18 protein-coding genes are annotated in these 18,740 nt (G+C 64.9%); 12 read left to right on the top strand and 6 right to left on the bottom strand.

Going from position 1 to position 18,740, the window contains the following annotated elements; genetic code table 11:
* Positions 1-60 precede the first annotated feature (60 nt).
* From QRQ56_RS10230 to QRQ56_RS10215, 4 genes are read left to right on the top strand one after another with little or no spacing between them, the layout of a single operon-like run.
* The gene (locus tag QRQ56_RS10230) at positions 61-774 is read left to right on the top strand and encodes a PIG-L deacetylase family protein (protein ID WP_011086622.1); all 714 of its coding nucleotides are present in this window, start codon (positions 61-63) and stop codon (positions 772-774) included.
* A complete protein-coding gene (locus tag QRQ56_RS10225) occupies positions 771-1,454 on the top strand; it encodes a 4-carboxy-4-hydroxy-2-oxoadipate aldolase/oxaloacetate decarboxylase (protein ID WP_438739497.1) in 684 nt (227 codons plus the stop codon). Before QRQ56_RS10230 ends, QRQ56_RS10225 begins: the two co-directional genes overlap by 4 nt.
* Before the next feature lie 14 nt (positions 1,455-1,468).
* Complete coding sequence (locus tag QRQ56_RS10220) at positions 1,469-2,338, top strand: hypothetical protein (protein WP_438739495.1); 870 nt, start codon at positions 1,469-1,471, stop codon at positions 2,336-2,338.
* A complete protein-coding gene (locus QRQ56_RS10215) occupies positions 2,335-3,252 on the top strand; it encodes a DUF1932 domain-containing protein (RefSeq protein ID WP_438740150.1) in 918 nt (305 codons plus the stop codon). Before QRQ56_RS10220 ends, QRQ56_RS10215 begins: the two co-directional genes overlap by 4 nt.
* 14 nt (positions 3,253-3,266) lie before the next feature.
* Here QRQ56_RS10215 and QRQ56_RS10210 read toward each other — a convergent pair whose 3' ends face one another.
* The 3 genes from QRQ56_RS10210 to QRQ56_RS10200 form a co-directional block, all read right to left on the bottom strand.
* Positions 3,267-3,584 (bottom strand): hypothetical protein, encoded by a 318-nt coding sequence (locus QRQ56_RS10210; RefSeq protein ID WP_438740149.1) that lies wholly within the window; start codon positions 3,582-3,584, stop codon positions 3,267-3,269.
* 156 nt (positions 3,585-3,740) lie between these two features.
* Positions 3,741-4,946, bottom strand: coding sequence for an amidohydrolase family protein (locus tag QRQ56_RS10205; protein ID WP_438739493.1), 1,206 nt, complete (start codon positions 4,944-4,946; stop codon positions 3,741-3,743).
* Positions 4,947-5,027: 81 nt separating this feature from the next.
* A complete protein-coding gene (locus tag QRQ56_RS10200) occupies positions 5,028-6,269 on the bottom strand; it encodes an amidohydrolase family protein (protein WP_438739491.1) in 1,242 nt (413 codons plus the stop codon).
* Between the two features lie 145 nt (positions 6,270-6,414).
* On the opposite strand from QRQ56_RS10200, the gene QRQ56_RS10195 reads away from it, so the two are divergent.
* The 6 genes from QRQ56_RS10195 (at position 6,415) to QRQ56_RS10170 (ending at position 11,604) form a co-directional block, all read left to right on the top strand.
* On the top strand, positions 6,415-6,834 hold the full coding sequence (locus QRQ56_RS10195; protein WP_438739489.1) for a nuclear transport factor 2 family protein: 420 nt from the start codon (positions 6,415-6,417) through the stop codon (positions 6,832-6,834).
* Positions 6,835-6,967: 133 nt separating this feature from the next.
* Positions 6,968-7,876 (top strand): amino acid ABC transporter substrate-binding protein, encoded by a 909-nt coding sequence (locus QRQ56_RS10190; RefSeq protein WP_438739487.1) that lies wholly within the window; start codon positions 6,968-6,970, stop codon positions 7,874-7,876.
* A 134-nt stretch (positions 7,877-8,010) separates the two neighbouring features.
* The gene (locus QRQ56_RS10185; RefSeq protein WP_438739485.1) at positions 8,011-8,484 is read left to right on the top strand and encodes a MarR family winged helix-turn-helix transcriptional regulator; all 474 of its coding nucleotides are present in this window, start codon (positions 8,011-8,013) and stop codon (positions 8,482-8,484) included.
* A gap of 2 nt (positions 8,485-8,486) precedes the next feature.
* Positions 8,487-10,538 (top strand): FUSC family protein, encoded by a 2,052-nt coding sequence (locus tag QRQ56_RS10180; RefSeq protein ID WP_438739483.1) that lies wholly within the window; start codon positions 8,487-8,489, stop codon positions 10,536-10,538.
* Positions 10,535-10,741, top strand: coding sequence for a DUF1656 domain-containing protein (locus tag QRQ56_RS10175; RefSeq protein WP_438739481.1), 207 nt, complete (start codon positions 10,535-10,537; stop codon positions 10,739-10,741). Before QRQ56_RS10180 ends, QRQ56_RS10175 begins: the two co-directional genes overlap by 4 nt.
* Positions 10,738-11,604 (top strand): efflux RND transporter periplasmic adaptor subunit, encoded by an 867-nt coding sequence (locus QRQ56_RS10170; RefSeq protein ID WP_438739479.1) that lies wholly within the window; start codon positions 10,738-10,740, stop codon positions 11,602-11,604. Before QRQ56_RS10175 ends, QRQ56_RS10170 begins: the two co-directional genes overlap by 4 nt.
* Positions 11,605-11,808: 204 nt before the next feature.
* On the opposite strand, the gene QRQ56_RS10165 is transcribed toward QRQ56_RS10170, so the two are convergent.
* From QRQ56_RS10165 to QRQ56_RS10155, 3 genes are all read right to left on the bottom strand, one after another.
* Positions 11,809-13,020, bottom strand: coding sequence for an acyl-CoA dehydrogenase family protein (locus tag QRQ56_RS10165; protein WP_438739478.1), 1,212 nt, complete (start codon positions 13,018-13,020; stop codon positions 11,809-11,811).
* A gap of 29 nt (positions 13,021-13,049) precedes the next feature.
* Positions 13,050-14,159 carry a glycoside hydrolase family 172 protein gene (locus tag QRQ56_RS10160; RefSeq protein WP_438739476.1) on the bottom strand — a complete coding sequence of 370 codons (1,110 nt, stop codon included), beginning with the start codon at positions 14,157-14,159 and terminating at the stop codon, positions 13,050-13,052.
* Between the two features lie 87 nt (positions 14,160-14,246).
* Positions 14,247-15,872: a long-chain fatty acid--CoA ligase gene (locus QRQ56_RS10155; protein ID WP_438739474.1), complete on the bottom strand. Its 1,626-nt coding sequence runs from the start codon at positions 15,870-15,872 to the stop codon at positions 14,247-14,249.
* 176 nt (positions 15,873-16,048) lie between these two features.
* Between QRQ56_RS10155 and QRQ56_RS10150 the strand changes: the two genes are divergently transcribed.
* Together QRQ56_RS10150 and QRQ56_RS10145 are read left to right on the top strand one after the other, a co-directional pair.
* Complete coding sequence (locus QRQ56_RS10150) at positions 16,049-17,890, top strand: flavin-containing monooxygenase (protein ID WP_438739472.1); 1,842 nt, start codon at positions 16,049-16,051, stop codon at positions 17,888-17,890.
* Positions 17,887-18,690, top strand: a complete 804-nt coding sequence (locus QRQ56_RS10145) for a shikimate dehydrogenase family protein (RefSeq protein ID WP_438739470.1) — start codon at positions 17,887-17,889, stop codon at positions 18,688-18,690. The genes QRQ56_RS10150 and QRQ56_RS10145 overlap by 4 nt, the downstream gene beginning before the upstream one ends.
* Positions 18,691-18,740: the final 50 nt, after the last annotated feature.

Here is an 18,740-nt window from a genome sequence, read left to right as displayed (position 1 = left end):
TGCTGCCGGCATGACGCAGGCGGCCTATGATGTTGACGAACGAAAGAGGGGAGCTCTCCCATGAAAACAGGTCTCGTGGTCACCGCCCATCCCGGCGATTTCGTCTGGCGCGCCGGTGGCGCCATCGCGCTGCATGCGAAGAAGGGCTACCGCATGAAGATCGTCTGCATGTCCTTTGGCGAGCGTGGCGAGAGCCAGTTCGCCTGGAAGGAGAAGGGTGCGACGCTGGAATCGGTCAAGGCCGGCCGCAAGGACGAGGCGGAGCGCGCCGCCAAGCTGCTCGGCGCCGAGATCGAGTTCTTCGACTGCGGTGACTATCCGCTCAAGCTCACCGAGGCGCATTTCGACCGCATGGTGGACATCTACCGCGAGCTCAATCCGAGCTTCGTGCTGACCCACGCGCTGGAAGACCCCTATAATTTCGACCACCCGAATGCCGCGCATTTCGCGCAGGAGACCCGGGTGGTCGCGCAGGCGATGGGTCACAAGCCCGGTGCGCAGTACAAATATTCGGCGCCGCCGGTGTTCCTGTTCGAGCCGCACCAGCCCGAGCAGTGCAACTACAAGCCGGACCTGTTGCTCAAGATCGACGAGGTCTGGAAGGAGAAGTACGAGGCGTTCCAGATTCTCGCCGCGCAAAAGCATCTCTGGGGTTATTACGAGCGCGTCGCGCTCAACCGCGGCATCCAGGGCAGCCGCAACACCGGTGTGCCCATGACTTATGGCGAGGCCTATCAGCGCCTGTTCCCGACCGTTGCGGAGGAGCTGGCATGAAGCCGGTCGTCGTTCGCAACATTGAGCGAGCCGATCCCGCCGGGATGGCGGAGTACGGCGTCTCGACCGTGCACGAGGCCCATGGCCGCCTTGGCCTGATGAAGCCCTATCTGCGCCCGGTCTGGGCGGGCGCGTCGATTGCCGGTCCTGCCGTCACCGTGCTGGCGCAGCCCGGCGACAATTGGATGATCCATGTCGCCGTCGAGCAGTGCAAGAAGGGCGACATCCTCGTCGTCGGCTGCACCACCGACAACACCGACGGTATGTTCGGCGAGCTGCTTGCGACCTCGCTGCAGGCGCGGGGCGTGCAGGGGCTGATCATCGATGCCGGCTGCCGCGACGTCAAAGCGCTGCACGAGATGAACTTTCCGGTGTGGTCGCGCGCGGTCTCGGCCAAGGGCACGGTCAAGGCGACGCTCGGCTCGGTCAACATCCCCGTGGTCTGTGCCGGCGTCAACGTCGATCCCGGCGACATCGTCGTCGCCGATGACGACGGCGTCGTGGTGGTGCCGAAGCGCTACGCCGCGGAGGTCGCCGAGAAGGCGAAGAAGCGCAACGCGGACGAGGGCGGCAAGCGCAAGCGGCTCGCCTCGGGTGAGCTGGGTCTCGACATGTACAGCATGCGCGAGGCACTGGCGAAGGCCGGGCTCGTCTATGTCGACAATCCCGAGGACGTCTGAAGCGGAGCGGGCGCATGGATCGTCTCAGGCTGAAGGCCGTGCTGGGCAGCCACCCCCATGTCAAGGCGGTGAAGAGCGGCGAACTCCGCTCCGATCTCTTTGATCTCGACTTCGTGGAATACACGCCGACCAACACCGCGTTCAAGCCGATGGTGCGCGAGCAGGCCTTCGACGTCTGCGAGATGGCGATCGTGACCTATCTGACGGCGAAGGCTCACGGCAAGCCGCTGGTGCTCTTGCCGGCGACCATGATGGGCCGCTTCCAGCATTCCTACGCGCTGTATAATCCCGCGCAGGGAACGCTCGGTCCGGGCGATCTCGAAGGCAAGCGTGTCGGCATTCGCTCGTTCACGACCACGACCGGCGCCTGGATCAGGGGCATTCTGGCCAACGACTACGGGGTCAATCTCGACGGGATCAAATGGGTCACGTTCGAGGATCCGCACGTTGCAGAATATGTCGACACTACCGAGAAGGCACCGAAGGACAAGAAGATCCTGCAGATGCTGCTCGATGGCGAGCTCGACGCGGTTCTTGGCGAGACCTCCGACGATCCGAAGCTGAAGCCGCTCTTCCCGGATACGGCCGCTGAAGCTGCGAAGTGGTATGCCCGTCGCGGCGTCGTCCCGGTCAATCATCTCGTGGTCGTGACCGAAAGGCTCGCGACATCGCGCCCCGACGTGGTCGCGGGCGTCTATGATCTGCTGAAGCGCAACAAGGACCAGATGGGGCCTGCGGGAAATCCGGACTTCGTTCCGTTCGGGATCGAGGCCAACAGGAAGCCGCTCGAGCTGATCGTCGACTATGCGTTCCAGCAGGCGCTGATCCCGCGCCGCTACGCAGTCGAGGAACTCTTCGACGAGACGACACGAGGATTGAACTGATGGCGGATCCGAAGCGCTGGCAGATCGGGCTGGTCGGCTATGGCGAGGTCGGCCGCATCCTGGCCGAGGATTTGCGCCAGCAGGACATCAAGGTGGCGGCCTACGACATCAAACTCGGAGGCGAGCAGGGCGGACCGCTGATGGAGCATGCGGCCAGGCACGGCGTGATGCTGGCCGCGTCCCACGCCGAGCTAACCGCAAAATCAGATTTCATCATCTCTGCCGTCACCGCAAGCCAGGCCGTGCCGGTCGCGAAGGCGTGTGCCGCCGCGATCAACCAGGGCACCTGGTTCCTCGATTTCAATTCGGCCTCGCCCGGCGCAAAGCAGCGCGCTGCTGCGCTGATCGACGGTGCCGCCGGTCGCTATGTCGAGGGCGCCGTGATGACCTCGGTGCCGCCATATCGCATCAAGGTGCCGCTGCTGCTCGGCGGTCCCGGCGCGAGGGAGCTGGAGCCGCTGCTGAACGCGATCGGCTTTGCCGCGAAGGTTGCGAGCGACAAGCTCGGGGTGTCCTCGGCGGTGAAGATGTGCCGCAGCATCATGATCAAGGGCCTCGAGGCCATGGTCATCGAAAGCTTCACGACCGCGCGGGCCTATGGCGTCGAGGATGCCGTGCTGGCGTCACTCACCGAGACATTCCCGGCCATCAACTGGGAGAAGCAGGGCGCCTATTTCTTCCAGCGCGTCATCGAGCACGGCCGCCGCCGTGCCGAGGAGGTGCGCGAAGTCGCCGAGACCGTGCGTGAGGCGGGGCTGACGCCGTGGTCGGCGCAGGGCACGGCCGAGCGTCAGGCCTGGATCGCCGATCTTGCGGACGAAGGAGTGTTCGGAACGAAGGGCACGAAGGAGTTTGCCCGCAGCGCCGATTGGCGCACCGAGGCAGACCGTATCCTCGCGAAGATCAAGCGTTAGGACCGGGCGACCGCTTAGCTCAGCGCGCTGCCGCCATTGCGATAGTTGGAGACTTCGTCGCGAGCGGCCTCGATCAGGTCGATCAGGCTCTCGGCTTCGCGGACGACGTCCCTGCTGCGCTCGGTCCTGAACTCGGTCAGGATCATGCGAATGCACTTGTCGGCGGTATCGAGCGTCCACAAGGCGCGGGTCATGTCGTCCTGCGTGTGGATCGCCGAGATATCAAGGCCCGATAGAACCTCGCCGATTCCGCTCAATCGCTTGACGGCGGTTTCGGCAGGCGTGCTGGTCCGGATCGATTGATAATCGATGCTGTTGAATGCGCTGAACAAATCCATAACTTCCCCTGAGAACGCAGACGGTCAGTGCGCATGTCCTAGTAGGGTTAGCAGGACCTTTCTCGCAACGCGTTGGGCTACGGTCCGGGATTCTACCGGACTCGGATTCAGCGGAAAATCGGCGGGAAAACGGTCGAAAACGTCGCGTGCTCAGTGAATTTTCCTGACAATCGTACCGTTAGAAGCAACGAGCATACCTGCCTTGTACACAGCGCGGCCCTGCGGCACCGCAACCACCGCTTGGGGAACATGGGGCGCATTCAGCGTCACGAAGTCGGCCTTTGCTCCGATTCTCAGGCCGTAACCTTCCAGCCGCAGTGCCTTGGCGCCGGCTTCCGTGACGACGTCGAACGCGGCACGCAGTTCCTCGTCGACGTTGAAGCCGGAGCGATAGCCGAGCGTCATCGCCCGCCGCAGCATGTCGCCGTCGCCATAGGGCCACCAGGAGTCGCGGATGTTGTCGTTGCCGCTGAAGACGGTAACGCCCGCAGCGCGCAGCGCGAGGATCGGCGGGAAGGGCCGGGCGCCCGGAGCGTTGGTCATGATCGCGACGCCCGACCGGGCCAGGATGGCGGCGATCTTCTTGAGATGATCCGCCGGGATGTCGCCGAGCCCGTAGGCGTGGCTGATCGCAACATGACCTTCCATGCCGAGCGCGCGGGTGCGCGCCGCGATCTGCTCGATCTCGAAAGCGCCGAGCGTGCCCATGTCGTGCAGGTGAATGTCGATATCGACGCCGTGCTTGCTGGCGACCCCGAACACGATGTCGAGATGCTTTTCGATGTCTCGATCGAAGCTCGCCGGATCGAGCCCGCCAACGAGATCGGCGCCGAGCCCGATGGCCTCGTCCAGCAATTGCGGCGTACCGGGGCTCATCAAAATGCCGCTCTGGGGAAACGCGACCAGCTGGATGTCGATCAGTCCCTCGTATTCCTCGCGGACGCGAAGAATGGTCTCGAGCGATCTCAGGCCGACTGAGGCGTCCACCATGACATGGCTGCGCATCTGGGTGGTGCCATGTCCGATACAGAGATCGAGCTGGTTGCGCGCACGCACGTCCATCGGCGCGGCCTCGGCCATGTTCTCCGCCTGGAAGGCGACGCGCTCATGCACGTTGAAGCCGGCTGTGCAGGGCTTATGTGGCCGCCAGGAATCGCCATAGAAGCTGGTGTCGAGATGGATGTGGCCTTCGACGAAGCCGGGAACGACAAGGGCGTTGTTGAGGTCGATGGTCTCTGTACCCACGGGCGGCTGCTCGGCCGGCGTGATCGCGGCGATGCGGCCGTCTTTGACCGCGATGTGATGATGCGTGCCGTCGTCGAAGCGCGCGTTCAGGAAGATCGTGTCGAAGGCCATTGCGGTTGCTCCGTTGATGGATGGCGCGGAGTGTCGCGCAAGGTGCGCGCCAGGTGCAAGACGCGGGAAGGCGAGGGCCGCTCAGCTCTGCGGGCGGAACAGCGAGGGCCGCTGCCGCTCAAATGTCTGCCGTCCCGCCTTGAAGCCCATCACGATGTCCGGCAGCTCGGCGATGGCGAAGCGGCTGTCCTGCGTATCCAGCACAATGAGATCGGCGGGGTTGCCGACCTCGATGCCGTAATCGCCGAGGTTCATCAGCCGCGCCGGCTGCTCGGTCACGAGATCGAGGCAGGTGTCGAAATCGCTCACCGAGGCGTGCGCGACATTGGCGTAGAAATTCGCCATCCGCAGCAGCGAGGCGTCACCGAACGGTGTGAAGGGATTGAGCACGTTGTTGGTCGCGACTGAGCACACGACGCCGTCGCCGGCGAGCTTGTGGGCGAGGGTTAGTCCGCGCGGTGCGTTGTGGGTGGCCTCGCGGCCCATGAGATAGAGATCGGTTGCCGGCAGCACGGTGACGGCAACGCCGGCCTTCGCCAGCTGCGCGGTGGCCGCCTTCATCCGCTCCGGCGGCAAGGCCGAGAGTTTGGTCGCGTGCCCGATCGCGACGCGTCCGCCGTAATTGCGCCGCTCGGTCTGGCGGCAGACCTCGTCGAGATGCCACCAGGAGGTATCGAGGTCGAAATCGAGATGGAGGTCGACGTCGACGTCGAATTCCTCTGCGAGATCGAAGATGCGCGCGAGATGGGCGTTCGGGTCCGTGTCCGTGTAGGGACAGCCGCCGATGGCCTCGCCGCCGTCGCGCAGCGCCTGCACCAGCAATTCGTCGCTGCCGGGATCGTTGGTCAGGCCTTCCTGCGGAAAGACGCAGAGCGACAGGTCGATCGCCCAGGCATAGTCGCGCTTGAGCGCCTTGACCGCCTCGAAGCCGCGCAGGCCGATGCGCGGGTCGATCTCGATATGCGTGCGCATCCGCGTCGTGCCGTTCACGATGGCGCGTTCGAGCACGCGGGCGCCCCGGGCGTAAACGTCCTCGACGGTGAAATCCTTCTTAATGCCGGCGACCGCGCGGATCGCGTCCGAGACGCTGCCGTGATTGTGGCCGCAGCGGTCGAGCAGGCAGGCCTTGTCGAGATGGATGTGGGTGTCGACGAAGCCGGGCAGGGCCAGATGCCCGCCGAGATCGACCTCGACGGCTTCGCAGGCGAGGTTCGGCTCGATCGCGGCAATGCGGCCGCCTTTCACGCCGATATCGACGGGTGCGGCGGATGAGCGCAACAGCGCGTGACGGAAGATCAGGTCGAAGGCGGTCTGCGTGGTCATGGCTCCTGCGGACGGAATTTTAGAGCAAACGGGCGGAGCCGGCGGCTCCAGATTGTCGGCAGTGTAGCGAGGCAAATGTTCAAAATATATGCATGGATCTCGCGTGGGTGGCGGTAGTATCGCGCGAATCCTGGGAGAACCAGCCATGTCCGTTGCCGCCAGAACCGAAGCCGCTCCGTTATCCGACGCCGGGATCGTGGAGGCCTATCTCACGGCATCGATGATCCCCGATCCGGACGCTGCGGCGGCCTATATGGCGCCGGGTACCGTGATCACCTTCACCGGCGGGCGCGAGTTCGATCATCCGCGCGGTCCGACCGGCTTCAACGCCAAGCGCTATAGCTGGGTCAAGAAGAAGATGGACCGGTTCGACGTCTGCCCCGGCGATGGCGAGACCGTGGTCTACAGCGTCGGCACGCTCTACGGCGAATGGAAGGACGGCACCCCGTTCGAGGGCAATCGTTACGTCGACCGCTTCGTGGTGCGCAATGGCAAGATCATCAAGATGGACGTCTGGAACGACAGCGCCGAGCGCATCCTGATCCAACGCGGCATCGACGCGTAAGGACGATCTCACCGTATCGAAAGCTGCGATAGCTGCTAGGCGCAGGCGGGTCTGGCGGCTGGAGCGCGGCTGCGCTATCAAACTCCCGCGCTAGCGCCCGGCATGGAGGCGCGAGCCCGCTTAGGAGCAGCCGATGCGTCTACTTACCGTTGTCCTCGCCCTGACATGCCTCGCCGGCGCGGCCTCAGCCGAAGATGTGTCGGGCACGCTCCAGAAGATCAAGGAGACGAAGAAGATCACGCTCGGCTATCAGGAAGCATCGGTGCCCTTCAGCTATCTCGACGGCAACCAGAAGCCGGTCGGCTTCGCCATGGATATCTGCCTCAAGATCGTCGATGCCGTGAAGAAGCAGCTCGGCATGCCCGACATCGCCGTCGACACGCTCGCCGTGACCTCGTCGAACCGGATTCCCCTGATGGTCAACGGCACGCTCGATCTGCACTGCTCGGCGACCACCAACAACGCCGACCGCCAGAAGCAGGTCGCCTTCACCAACACGCATTTCCTCAGTGCGACGCGGTTCGCCGCCAAGAAGGCCGCCAAGATCAACACCATCGACGATCTCAAGGGCAAGGCGGTCACGGCCGTCGCCGGCTCCGTCAACCTGACGCAGCTTGCCAAGGTCAACACGGAACGCAATCTCGGCATCAGCGTGATGCCGGCAAAGGACCAGGCCGAGGCCTTCCTGCTGCTGGAGACCGACCGTGCCCAGGCCTACGCGCTCGACGACGTGCAGCTCGCGGTCGCCATCGCGCGCTCGAAGGAGCCGCAGGCCTTCATGATCAGCGAGGAGGCGTTCTCGAAGCCGGAGCCTTACGGCATCATGCTGCGCCGGGAGGATGCCCCGTTCAAGGCGCTGGCGGATCGCGCGACCGCGGAGCTCTACGCAAGCCCCGAGATCGAGGTACTCTACAAGACCTGGCTGCAGTCGCCGACGCCGCCGAACGGCCTCAACTACAACGTCCCGATGTCGGCCGCCCTGCGCAACGCCTTCAAGAAACCGAGCTCGAGCGCGGATCCGGATGTGTATGCGGTGAACTGAGGCGAGGGCGCCGGACTGCCGCATCCACGTGCAGGCTGGCATCCGGAACTCAAAGGACCGCCGTCGCGATCTGGTCGCCGTTTCGTGATCGCTTTCCGATTGCGACCTAATAGATAGTTTCCTATCTAATCGGGGTGCCCCCCTCGCAAGCTCATATCCATGCTGAACTCGGCCGGCTCATCGCGCGCCTTGGCCGGGTTTGGCGCCGCCAGTCGGATCAGGCGTTGTCCGACCACGGGCTGTCCTACGCCACCGCCATCCCGCTTCTGGTGCTGTCGCGCCAGGGCGAGAATGTGCGCCAGGGCGTGCTGGCGGACGAGCTTGGCATCGAGGGGCCGTCGCTGGTGCGGCTGATCGACCTGCTTCAAGCGGAAGGTCTCGTGGAACGCCGCGAGGACCCGACCGACCGCCGTGCCAAGACGCTGCATCTGACCCGGGCGGGCGAGGCCAAGGTTGAGGAGACCAACCGGATATTGCGGCGGGTTCGGGCCAGCCTCCTGAAGGATATCGGGCCCGAGGAACTTGCGATAACCTTCGAGACTCTCCAGCGCATCGAACAGCGGGCCGGTCGCCTGCAGGACGTCAAGACCGGTCCCGAGGCGAAGTAATCATGCGCGCAGACGAGCCGTTCCTAGTCCGCCACGCGGACCTCATTTTCGCTTTGAAGACGTTCGCCGCGTCGATCCTGGCGCTCGTCGTCGCGCTCGCGATGGACCTGCCGCGGCCCTATTGGGCCATGGCGACGGTCTACATCACCTCGCAGCCGCTGGCCGGCGCGACCAGCTCGAAGGCGTTGTTCCGCGTGATGGGCACGCTGGTCGGCGCGATCGTGACGGTGGCGCTGGTGCCGAACCTCATCGATGCGCCGGAACTGCTCTGCCTCGCGATCGCGCTCTGGGTCGGGCTTTGCCTCTATCTGTCCTTGCTCGACGGAACGCCGCGCAGCTACGTCTTCATGCTGGCCGGCTATACGGTGGCGCTGATCGGCTTTCCCGCGGTGTCCGAGCCGGGGGCCATTTTCGACACGGCCGTGGCAAGACTCGAGGAGATATCGCTCGGCATCATCTGCGCCAGCCTCGTCTCCACGATCGTATTTCCCCGCAGCGTCGCGCCTGCGGTCGCTCACCGCGTCGATAGCTGGCTGGCGGATGCGCGCCGTCTGAGCAGGGCGGTGCTGCTGCACGAGGGCACCAACGAGACCCGCCGCGGCAAGCGCGTCAAGCTCGCGACCGACATCGTCGAGATCGACACACTCGCCACCCATCTTGCCTACGACCGGTTGACCGACCGCAATGCCGTCAACGGGCTCGGCGAAATCCGGCTGCGCATGCTGATGCTGCTGCCCGTGATCGCCTCGCTCGAAGACCGGCTCGCTGCGCTTGGGGAGGGGGCCTTGCGCCGGCAGCCCGAGCTGACGCGGCTGCTGGCGGACCTCGCGCAATGGATCGTGAGCGAGGCCAGTGCACGGCAGCCTGCCGAGCGGATCCGCGCCATGATCGCGGAGCGGCAGGCAGTGCTCGACGACAGCGCCGATTGGGAGCGGATCATCGTCACCAGCCTGCTGTTGCGGTTGCGGGAGCTTGTCGACCTCTCGCGCGATTGCCGCGAATTGACCGAGGCAATCGCCGAGAACCGTAACGTCGCGACAATTGAACTTGCCTTCCATTCCGAAGCAGGCGCCGCGCCCGTTCGCCACCGGGATCGCGGCCTTGCGCTGTGGTCGGCGGCCGGCGCGGCCATTGCCATCCTGATCTGCTGCACGTTCTGGATCGGCACCGGCTGGCCGGATGGTGCGTCGGCCCCGATGATGGCGGCCGTCGCATGCTCGTTCTTCGCCGCGCAGGACGAGCCGGCGCGCTTCATCCGCAGTTTCGGGCTGTGGTCGCTGGTCGCGATCGCAGTCGTCGCGGTCTATCTGTTTGCGCTGGTGCCTGCGATCTCGCACCTCGAGGTTCTCATCGTCGCGCTGGCGCCGACCTTCCTGCTCTATGGTTTCCTGATCAGCCGGCCGGCGACGACGGGCACGGGGATGGCGCTTGCGGCCAACACCGCGACCCTGCTTGCGATCCAGTCGACCTACAGCGCGGATTTCGCGTCCTACGCCAATTCCGCGCTCGCCTTCTTCGTCGGCGTCGTTGTTGCCGAGCTGGTGACGCGGATCGCGCGCGGGGTGGGGGCCGAGTGGATCGCCAATCGCCTGGTGCTCTCGAGCTGGAAGACGATCGCGGTCGCCGCCGAACGTCGCGGCAAGCACGATCGGGCCGCGTTTGCAGGCCTCATGCTGCACCGGCTCGGGCTTCTGGTGCAGCGTATCGCATCCCTTTCGGAGAGTGACCGCCGCGATGCCGACAGCCTGGTCCAGCTACGTATCGGCATCAACATCATCGATCTGCGGAGGGCCCGCTACGGGCTCGCGGCCGCCACCATTGCCGTCATCGACGACATGCTCGACCAGCTGGCTATTGCCTGCCGCAGCTATGCCGGCGGCGGGATGCCGGCCGAGCTGCTGACGAGCGTCGATCGGGCGCTGGCCGGGGCAGTGAAGGATCCCAACGATATCGCACGTGAGGATGCGTTGATCGGCCTCGTCGGCATCCGCCGGGGCCTGTTTCCGGACGCGCCGGCCTATCGGCCGCGCGCAGGCGAGAGTGTCGCGGCATGAGATATGTGATCGACATCTATGGCGTGCTTGTGCCGGCGCTGCTGCTATGGATCATCGTCGCCTACGTCCTGAGCGCGCTGCTGCGCCGGCTGATGCAGCGCTTCGACCTTTACCGGCTGGTCTGGCACCGCGCGCTGTTCGATCTCTCTATTTTCGTCTGCCTGCTCGGCGGCGTCGTCTATCTCTCGGAGTATCTGTCATGAAAGGAAATCTCGCCGGGCTCGGCCGCCTCGCATTGACCGTCCTTGCCGTCGTCGCGGCAATCGCCGTCGGCCGCGAGCTTTGGGTCTATTACATGGAGTCGCCCTGGACCCGTGACGGCCGCGTGCGGGCAGACGTCGTGCAGGTCGCGCCCGATGTGTCCGGCTTCGTCACGGAAGTGCTGGTCAAGGATAACCAGAAGGTCCGCCGCGGCGAATTGTTGTTCCGGATCGACCGCGAGAGGTTTGCGCTGGCGCTGCGGCAGGCCGACGCGTCCATTGCCGGTCACCAGGCGACGCTGGACCAGGCCAATGCGGATTTGAAGCGTTACAACGCGCTCACCACAGACGCGGTGTCGCAGCAGAAGCAGGAGCAGGTGCTCGCCACCCAGCTCCAGGCCAAGGCGGCCTTCGACGCAGCCGTCGCAGATCGCGCCGTGGCGCAGCTCAATTTGGACCGCAGCGAAGTCCACGCGTCCGTCAACGGCGTCATCACCAACATGGACTTGCGTCCCGGCGCTTACGTCACGGCCGGGAAGGGCGTGATGGCGCTGGTCGATAGCGACACGCTGCATGTGGAAGGCTATTTCGAGGAGACGAAGCTCGGGCGCATCCGCGTCGGTGACAAGGTGCAGGTCCGGCTGATGGGCGAGAGGACCGTGCTCACCGGCCACGTCGAGAGCATCGCCGCCGGCATCGAGGACCGCGACCGTGCCGACGGCGCGAGCATGCTTGCCAACGTCAACCCGACCTTCAGCTGGGTGCGGCTGGCCCAGCGTGTGCCGGTGCGGATTACATTGGACCCGGTGCCGGCCGGGATGTCGCTGGTTGCGGGCCGTTCCGCGACGGTGGAAGTGTTGGATTAGGTTGCGGCGATTGCGCTGCAGATAATTGTGCCCTCTCCCCTTGTGGGAGAGGGCATCCCCACTGCCTGATCCAAGCTCGCTTGGGTGAGGGGTATCTCTCCGCACCTACCGTGCGGATAGGTACCCCTCATCCGGCGCTCCGCGCCACCTTCTCCCACAAGGGGAGAAGGGAAGAGGCACCGTGCCCTTCGGCTCGCATCTCGCTCAAGCGTTCGAGTATTTCTTCAGCTCGAACCGCGCGATCTGGTTTCGGTGCACCTCGTCCGGGCCGTCGGCGAGCCGCAGCAGGCGCGCGGTGGCGTAGGCCTGCGTCAATCCAAAATCATTCGAGGTGCCGCCGCCGCCGTGCGCCTGGATCGCCCAGTCGATGATCTGGCAGGCCATGTTGGGGACCGCGACCTTGATCATCGCGATCTCGGCCTTGGCCACCTTGTTGCCGACCGTGTCCATCGCATAGGCGGCGTTGAGCGTCAGCAGCCGGGCCTGCTCGATCATGATACGGGCTTCGGCGATACGCTCCTGCGTCACCGTCTGCTCGGAGACCGGCTTGCCGAAGGCGACGCGGCTGCGCACGCGGCGGCACATCTTTTCCAGCGTGCGTTCGGCAAGGCCGATCAGCCGCATGCAGTGATGGATGCGGCCGGGCCCGAGGCGGCCTTGCGCGATCTCGAAGCCGCGGCCTTCGCCGAGCAGCATGTTCTCCTTGGGCACACGCACATTGGTGAAGACGACCTCGGAGGCACGGTCGGGCACGCCGTAGAAGCCGAACACGGGCAAAGGGCGCTTCACCTCGACGCCGGTCGTATCCATCGGTACCAGGATCATCGACTGCTGCTTGTGACGGTCGGCATTGTCGGGGTCGGTCTTGCCCATGAAGATGCAGATCTTGCAGCGCGGGTCGGTCGCATTCGTCGTGTACCATTTGCGGCCGTTGATGACGTAATGGTCGCCGTCGCGCACGATCGAGCTCTCGATGTTGGTCGCGTCGGAGGAGGCGACCGCCGGCTCCGTCATCGCAAAGCACGAACGGATCTCGCCGGCGAGCAGTGGCTTCAGCCAGCGCTCCTTGTCCTTTTCCGAGCCATAGCGCTCCAGCACCTCCATGTTGCCGGTATCGGGCGCCGAGCAGTTGAACACTTCGGGCGCCAGATGCGAGCGGCCCATGACCTCGCAGAGCGGCGCATATTCGAGATTGGTGAGGCCGGCGCCGTGGCTGGACTCCGGCAGGAACAGGTTCCAGAGACCTTCCGCGCGCGCCAGCGGCTTCAGCTCCTCGACGACCGGATACACCTTCCACGGCCCGAGCTCCTCGGCCTCGCGATAGAACCTCTCCTCGTTCGGATAGATGTGCCGGTCCATGAAGCTTTCGAGCTTGCGCTTGAGCTCGACGACTTTCGGCGACATCGGGTAGAGCATCTCTGGTCTCCTTGAACGATCGGTGGGGACTAGCCGATTTCGAGATAATCGGGCCCGGGCAGTGTTGGGAAGGGTGCGGTCGGCAGCGTCTGGTACCAGAACGCGACGGATGCGATGTCGTCCTGCAAGGGAAGATATTTCGCCTCCTTTGCGCCCAGCAGCCAGCCGAGCGCCTGGATCGTCACGCGCAGGTCGGAACGGAAACGCACGGGATCGGGAATGTGCCAGCGGTAGAGCCCGAAGCGTTGCTGCGATTTGTAGACGCCGTCGGGGCGGATCACCTGCGGCAGGCCGGAATAGGGCGTGGTGAACTCCAGGTAGCGCGATTGCCCTTGGCCGGCATGAGCGACATGGGGATCGAAATTATAGGAGCCGCAGAAATAATCCTCGGTGCCGGTGCCGCAGATGGTCGGGAATTCGCCGTCGCCGTCGATGAAGAACTTGATTTCGCCTTCGCCCCACCAGCCGTTGTTGTTGACGCCCCAGGCCATGTAGGTCCCGACATAATGGCCCGCGCCCTTCACGCCGTCGAGGATGGTGTAGACCTCCTTGAAAGGCAGCGGATTGGTGCGCCGGAACTGGGCATGAAAGTAGGCGCAGTCCTCGGGCACGTCGGTGAGCGTGTAGTTGATCTGGTAGTAGACGGTGAACTGCTCCTCGCTGCGGTTCTCCAGCGTGAAGCGCGCACGCTTGCGGAACGGCATCTCCCAATAGCAGTTGAGGGCGCGGCCGGGATTGACGCAGACCGCGAGCGAGGACACCTGCGCGAACTCTTCCCATCCGCAGGCGAAGAAGTCGCCGGCGGGGCATTCGACGCTCGGCTGTTCCTGGTCGTCCCAGTAGACACGCAGGATCGAATGACGCAGGCGCCCGCGCGCCAGGGTCATCCAGATCTGCTGGATCGCGCCTTGTCCGGCGATGTCGGCGAGCACAAAGGTCGCGCCCGGCTCGATGACGACGTAAGGCGAAACCTTCCAGCCCTGGCCGAGATCGCGGGCTTGGCGCGCGGCGGGGCCGTCGACGGACATGCCGCCCTTGCCCTTCTCGCCCGAAAAATTCTCGGGGCTGACCGAGCGCGTCTGCGCAGTCGACAGGCGGGAGAGATTGCCGAGATGCAGACCCAATCCGGAAAACGCCATGGTGTCCTCGATGCGGGGTTAGCGACGTCTCGCTATACCGTTTCCGAATTGACCAAAAGGTGAAGACCGCCGTGGCAATTTGGCGGCCTAAGCCACGCGGTACTCCTTGAAGCGTTCCCGCAGGTTCGATTTCAGTACCTTGCCGGTCCCCGTCATCGGGAATTCGTCGAGGAATTCGACGGCGTCGGGCATCCACCAGCTCGCGATCTTCGGCCTCATGTGGTCGAGCAGCGTCTTGCCGTCGACGGTCGCGCCTTTCTTGCGGACGACGAGGAGCAGGGGACGCTCCTGCCATTTCTCGTGATGGATCGCGACCACCGCGGCCTGAAGCACGTCGGGATGCGACAGCGCGACGTCCTCGAGCTGGATTGAGGAGATCCATTCGCCGCCGGACTTGATGACGTCCTTGGAGCGGTCGGTCAGCGTGACGTGGCCCTGCGGGTCGATCACGGCCATGTCGCCCGTGATCAGCCAGCCGTCGCGGTCAAGGCCTTCGTCCAGCTTCATGTAGCCGGAAGCGACCCAGGGGCCGCGGGCGCGCAAGTGACCGACGGTCTTGCCGTCGCGCGGCAGCTCGACGCCGCCATCGTCGACGATGCGCAGGGTGGTGCCGAAGCAGGCCCGGCCCGAGACCTGGCGCCGGTCGAACTTGTCCTTGTCGCTGAGATGCTCCGAGCCCGGACGCAGGCCCGGCATCGAGCAGCCCAGGGCCTCCGTCATGCCCCAGGCCTGGATGTAGTCGATGCCATAGTCGCGCTTGAGCTTCTCGACCATCGCGCGCGGCGGCGCCGAGCCCGACGACAGCGTCGCGCGCAAGGTGGAGAATCTGTTGCCGGTACGGCCGAGCCAGTCGAGCAGGATGAGCCAGAAGCTCGGCACGCCGGCCGAGAGCGTCACCTTCTCGCCTTCGAGCAGTTCATAGAGCTTGTCGGGCTCGTAGTTGCGGCCGGGCAGCACCAGCTTGGAGCCGGTATAGGGCGCGGTGAACGGCATGTTCCAGCCATTGCCGTGAAACAGCGGCGCCATCGGCATCATCACCTCGCGCACGCCTTCGACATGTCCGGGCAGGAAATCGAAATTGCAGCAGGTCATGGTCTGCAGGATGGCGGCGCGGTGCGAGTAGATCACGCCCTTGGGATTGCCCGTCGTCCCCGACGTGTAGCAGATCGTGGAGGCGGACTTCTCGTCGAACTCCGGCCAGGCGAAGCCGGCATCGTTTTCCTTCTCGAGCAAGTCCTCATAACAATGCACGTTGGCGAGCCTGGTCTCGGGCATCCGCTCGCGCGAGGACATCACCACGTAAGCCTCGATCGTTTTCAATTGCGGCGCGATCGCCTCGACGATCGGGAGCGTGGCGCGGTCGATGAACAGCAGGCGGTCTTCGGCGTGGTTGATGATGTAGACGAGCTGTTCGGGAAACAGCCTGGGATTGATGGTATGCAGCACATAACCCATGCCCGGCGCGGCGTAGAACATCTCGAAATGCCGGTGCGTATTCCAGGCTAGCGTGCCGACGCGGTCGCCTTGCGTCATGCCGAGCCGCTTCAGCGCCAGCGCCATGCGCTTGATGCGCGGATGCGCGTCGGCATAGGTATAGCGATGGATATCGCCCTCGATCTCGCGCGCGACGATCTCCGCTTCGCCGTGATAATCGGCGGCGTACTGGATCAGGCCGCTGATCAGGAGCGGCATGTCCATCATCAATCCCTGCATGGTGTCCTCCACGGCCACGTCGTTCCGCGGCGCACGCTTGTGATTTGCGCGCGAGGTTAGCGGAACGTCACGCGACGTTCACGCAAAAAGCACGGGACGCGATTGCATGCGTCGCTTTTTCAGGGCTAGCTTGCGCCGAGCTGCCGGCGAAGCAGCGTTCGCCGTGGAGGGAATTCATGTCAGCGGAAAGACACAAGACCGGTGCGGCGGGCGATCCTACGGTCGACATTGCCGCACTCCGTGCGCGCTATCGCGACGAGCGCGATCGCCGTCTGCGCGCCGAAGGCAAGGCGCAATATGTCGAGGTGACCGGTGATTTCGGCCGCTATCTCGACGACCCCTGGGCCGATCCCGGATTTGCGCGCAAGGCCGTCCGCGAGCAAACCGAGGTGCTCATCGTCGGCGGCGGCTTTGGCGGGCTCCTCTGCGGCGCGCGTTTGCGCGAAGCCGGCATCGAGGATTTCCGCATCGTGGAAAAGGCCGCCGACTTCGGCGGCACCTGGTACTGGAATCGTTATCCCGGCGCGGCGTGCGATACCGAGAGCTACATCTACCTGCCGCTCCTGGAGGAGACCCGCTACATACCGGTGCGCAAGTACGCGCGGGCGCCGGAGATCTACGAGCACTCCCGCCGCATCGGCCGGCACTTCGGCCTCTATGAGCGCGCGCTATTTCAGACCGTGATCTCGCGGATGACATGGCAGGAGAACGAGGCGCGCTGGCTGGTCGAGACCGACCGCGGCGACCGGATCCGCGCGCGCTTCGTCATTCTCGCCGGAGGTCCGCTCAGCCGGCCGAAGCTGCCCGGCATTGCCGGCATCGAGACCTTCAAGGGCCACAGCTTTCACACCAGTCGCTGGGATTACAGTTACACCGGCGGCGATGCCGGTGGTGGCCTGACCGGACTTGCCGACAAGCGCGTCGGCATCATCGGCACCGGCGCCACCGCCGTGCAATGCGTGCCGCATCTCGGCCGCTCGGCCAGGGAGCTCTACGTTTTCCAGCGCACGCCCTCGGCGATCGGCGTGCGCGACGACCGCCCCACGGACCAGGCGTGGGCGCAAAGCCTCGAGCCCGGCTGGCAGCGCGAGCGCATGGACAATTTCACGGCGGTGATCTCAGGCGAGCCGTTCGAACGTGATCTGGTGCAGGACGGCTGGACCGGTCTCCTCGGCGAGATCCTGCTGGCGCCGCGCCGACAACCGCAGCCGGTCACCTCGATGGAGGAGGCGCTGAAGGTCATCGAGCAAGCCGACTACCGCAAGATGGAGGAGATCCGCGCCCGCGTCGATGCGATCGTCGAGGACAAGGCCACGGCGGACGCGCTCAAGCCCTGGTACAAGGCGTTCTGCAAGCGGCCGTGCTTCCACGACGAATATCTCGACACCTTCAATCGTCCGAATGTGCATCTGGTCGACACCAAAGGGCAGGGCGTCGAGCGCATCACCGAGAATGCCGTCGTGGTCGATGGCAAGGCCTACGAGCTCGACTGCCTGATCTACGCCAGCGGCTTCGAGGTCGGCACCGACTACGCCCGCCGGATGGGCTTCGAGGTTTACGGCCGTGGCGGCATGAGCCTGTCCGAGCGCTGGCGGGGCGGCGTCAAGACCATGCACAGCTTCTACAGCCACGGCTTTCCGAACTGCTTCCTGATCGTCACGGTGCAGGCCGGCCAGAGCGCCAACTTCCCGCACATCATCGACGAGCAGTCGCAGCACATCGCCTATGTGATCGATCAGGCCCGCAAGCGGGGCGCCCGGACGCTGGAGCCGACCATCGCCGCCGAGAACGCCTGGGTCGACGAGGTCGTCAAGGCCGCGATCGGCCGCCAGACTTATCTCGCCGAATGCACCCCCGGCTATTATAACAACGAAGGCGTGTTCGATCCGGTCGCGGCGCGAAACAGCCAGTACTGGCGCGGGCCAATGGCGTTCCTGCGGCTGCTGGACAAGTGGCGCAAGGAGGGCAAGCTCGACGGGCTGGAATTGACGCCCGAAGCTCCGGCACCCGCCGCATGATCCCGGCTCCATCCGGCGCGACGCGGCTCTACGTCATTGTCGGCGATCCCATCGCTCAGGTGCGCTCGCCCGCGGGGGTATCCGCTGAATTCGCGGCGCGTGGCCATGACGGCATTCTCATGCCAGTTCAGGTCGCGCCCGCCGACCTGCCAGATTTCCTTTCCGTCGCAGCACGGCTGAAGAATCTCGACGGCATCGTCGTGACCATCCCGCACAAATTTGCCTGCTACCAATCCTGCGCAAGCGCGACGGCACGCGCGCATTTCCTGAAAACCGTCAACCTGATGCGCCGGCGGCCCGATGGCGCATGGCATGGCGACATGGTGGATGGTCTGGGCTTCGTCGGTGCCGCGCGGGCGAAGGGGATCGATCCCAAGGGGATGCGGGCGCTGCTTGTCGGCGCGGGAGGCGCGGGCTCGGCCATCGCTCTCGCGTTGGTCGAAGCCGGGGTGAGCGACCTCGCCATTCACGACGACCTGGCCGAGCGTCGCGACGCGCTGATTGACAGGCTCAACGGTCTCGGCAAGGCGCCCGTGCGGGCGGGCACTGGGGATCCCGAGGGCTTCGATTTTGTCGCCAATGCGACGCCCGCGGGGATGAAGGATGGCGATCCGTTGCCGGTCGATGTGGTGCGGCTTGCACCGTCGGCCTATTGCGGCTGCGTCATCACAAAGCCCGAGATCTCGCCGTTCATTGCAGCCGCCCGCAAGCTCGGCTGTGTCACGGGCACCGGAACGGACATGTACCGGCAGCACCAAGGCATCATGGTTGATTTCCTGCTGGGAACGGACGAGGCGTGACCCCCGGTGTCAAGGGCTTTGCCTGGATCGATTGGTGCCTTCAGGACTTG

This window comes from Bradyrhizobium sp. U531 (assembly GCF_051710265.1).
In the GTDB taxonomy this organism is placed as follows: domain Bacteria; phylum Pseudomonadota; class Alphaproteobacteria; order Rhizobiales; family Xanthobacteraceae; genus Bradyrhizobium.
The sequence above is the reverse complement of the archived record's forward strand: the minus strand, read 5'-3'. Positions and strand labels throughout refer to the sequence as shown.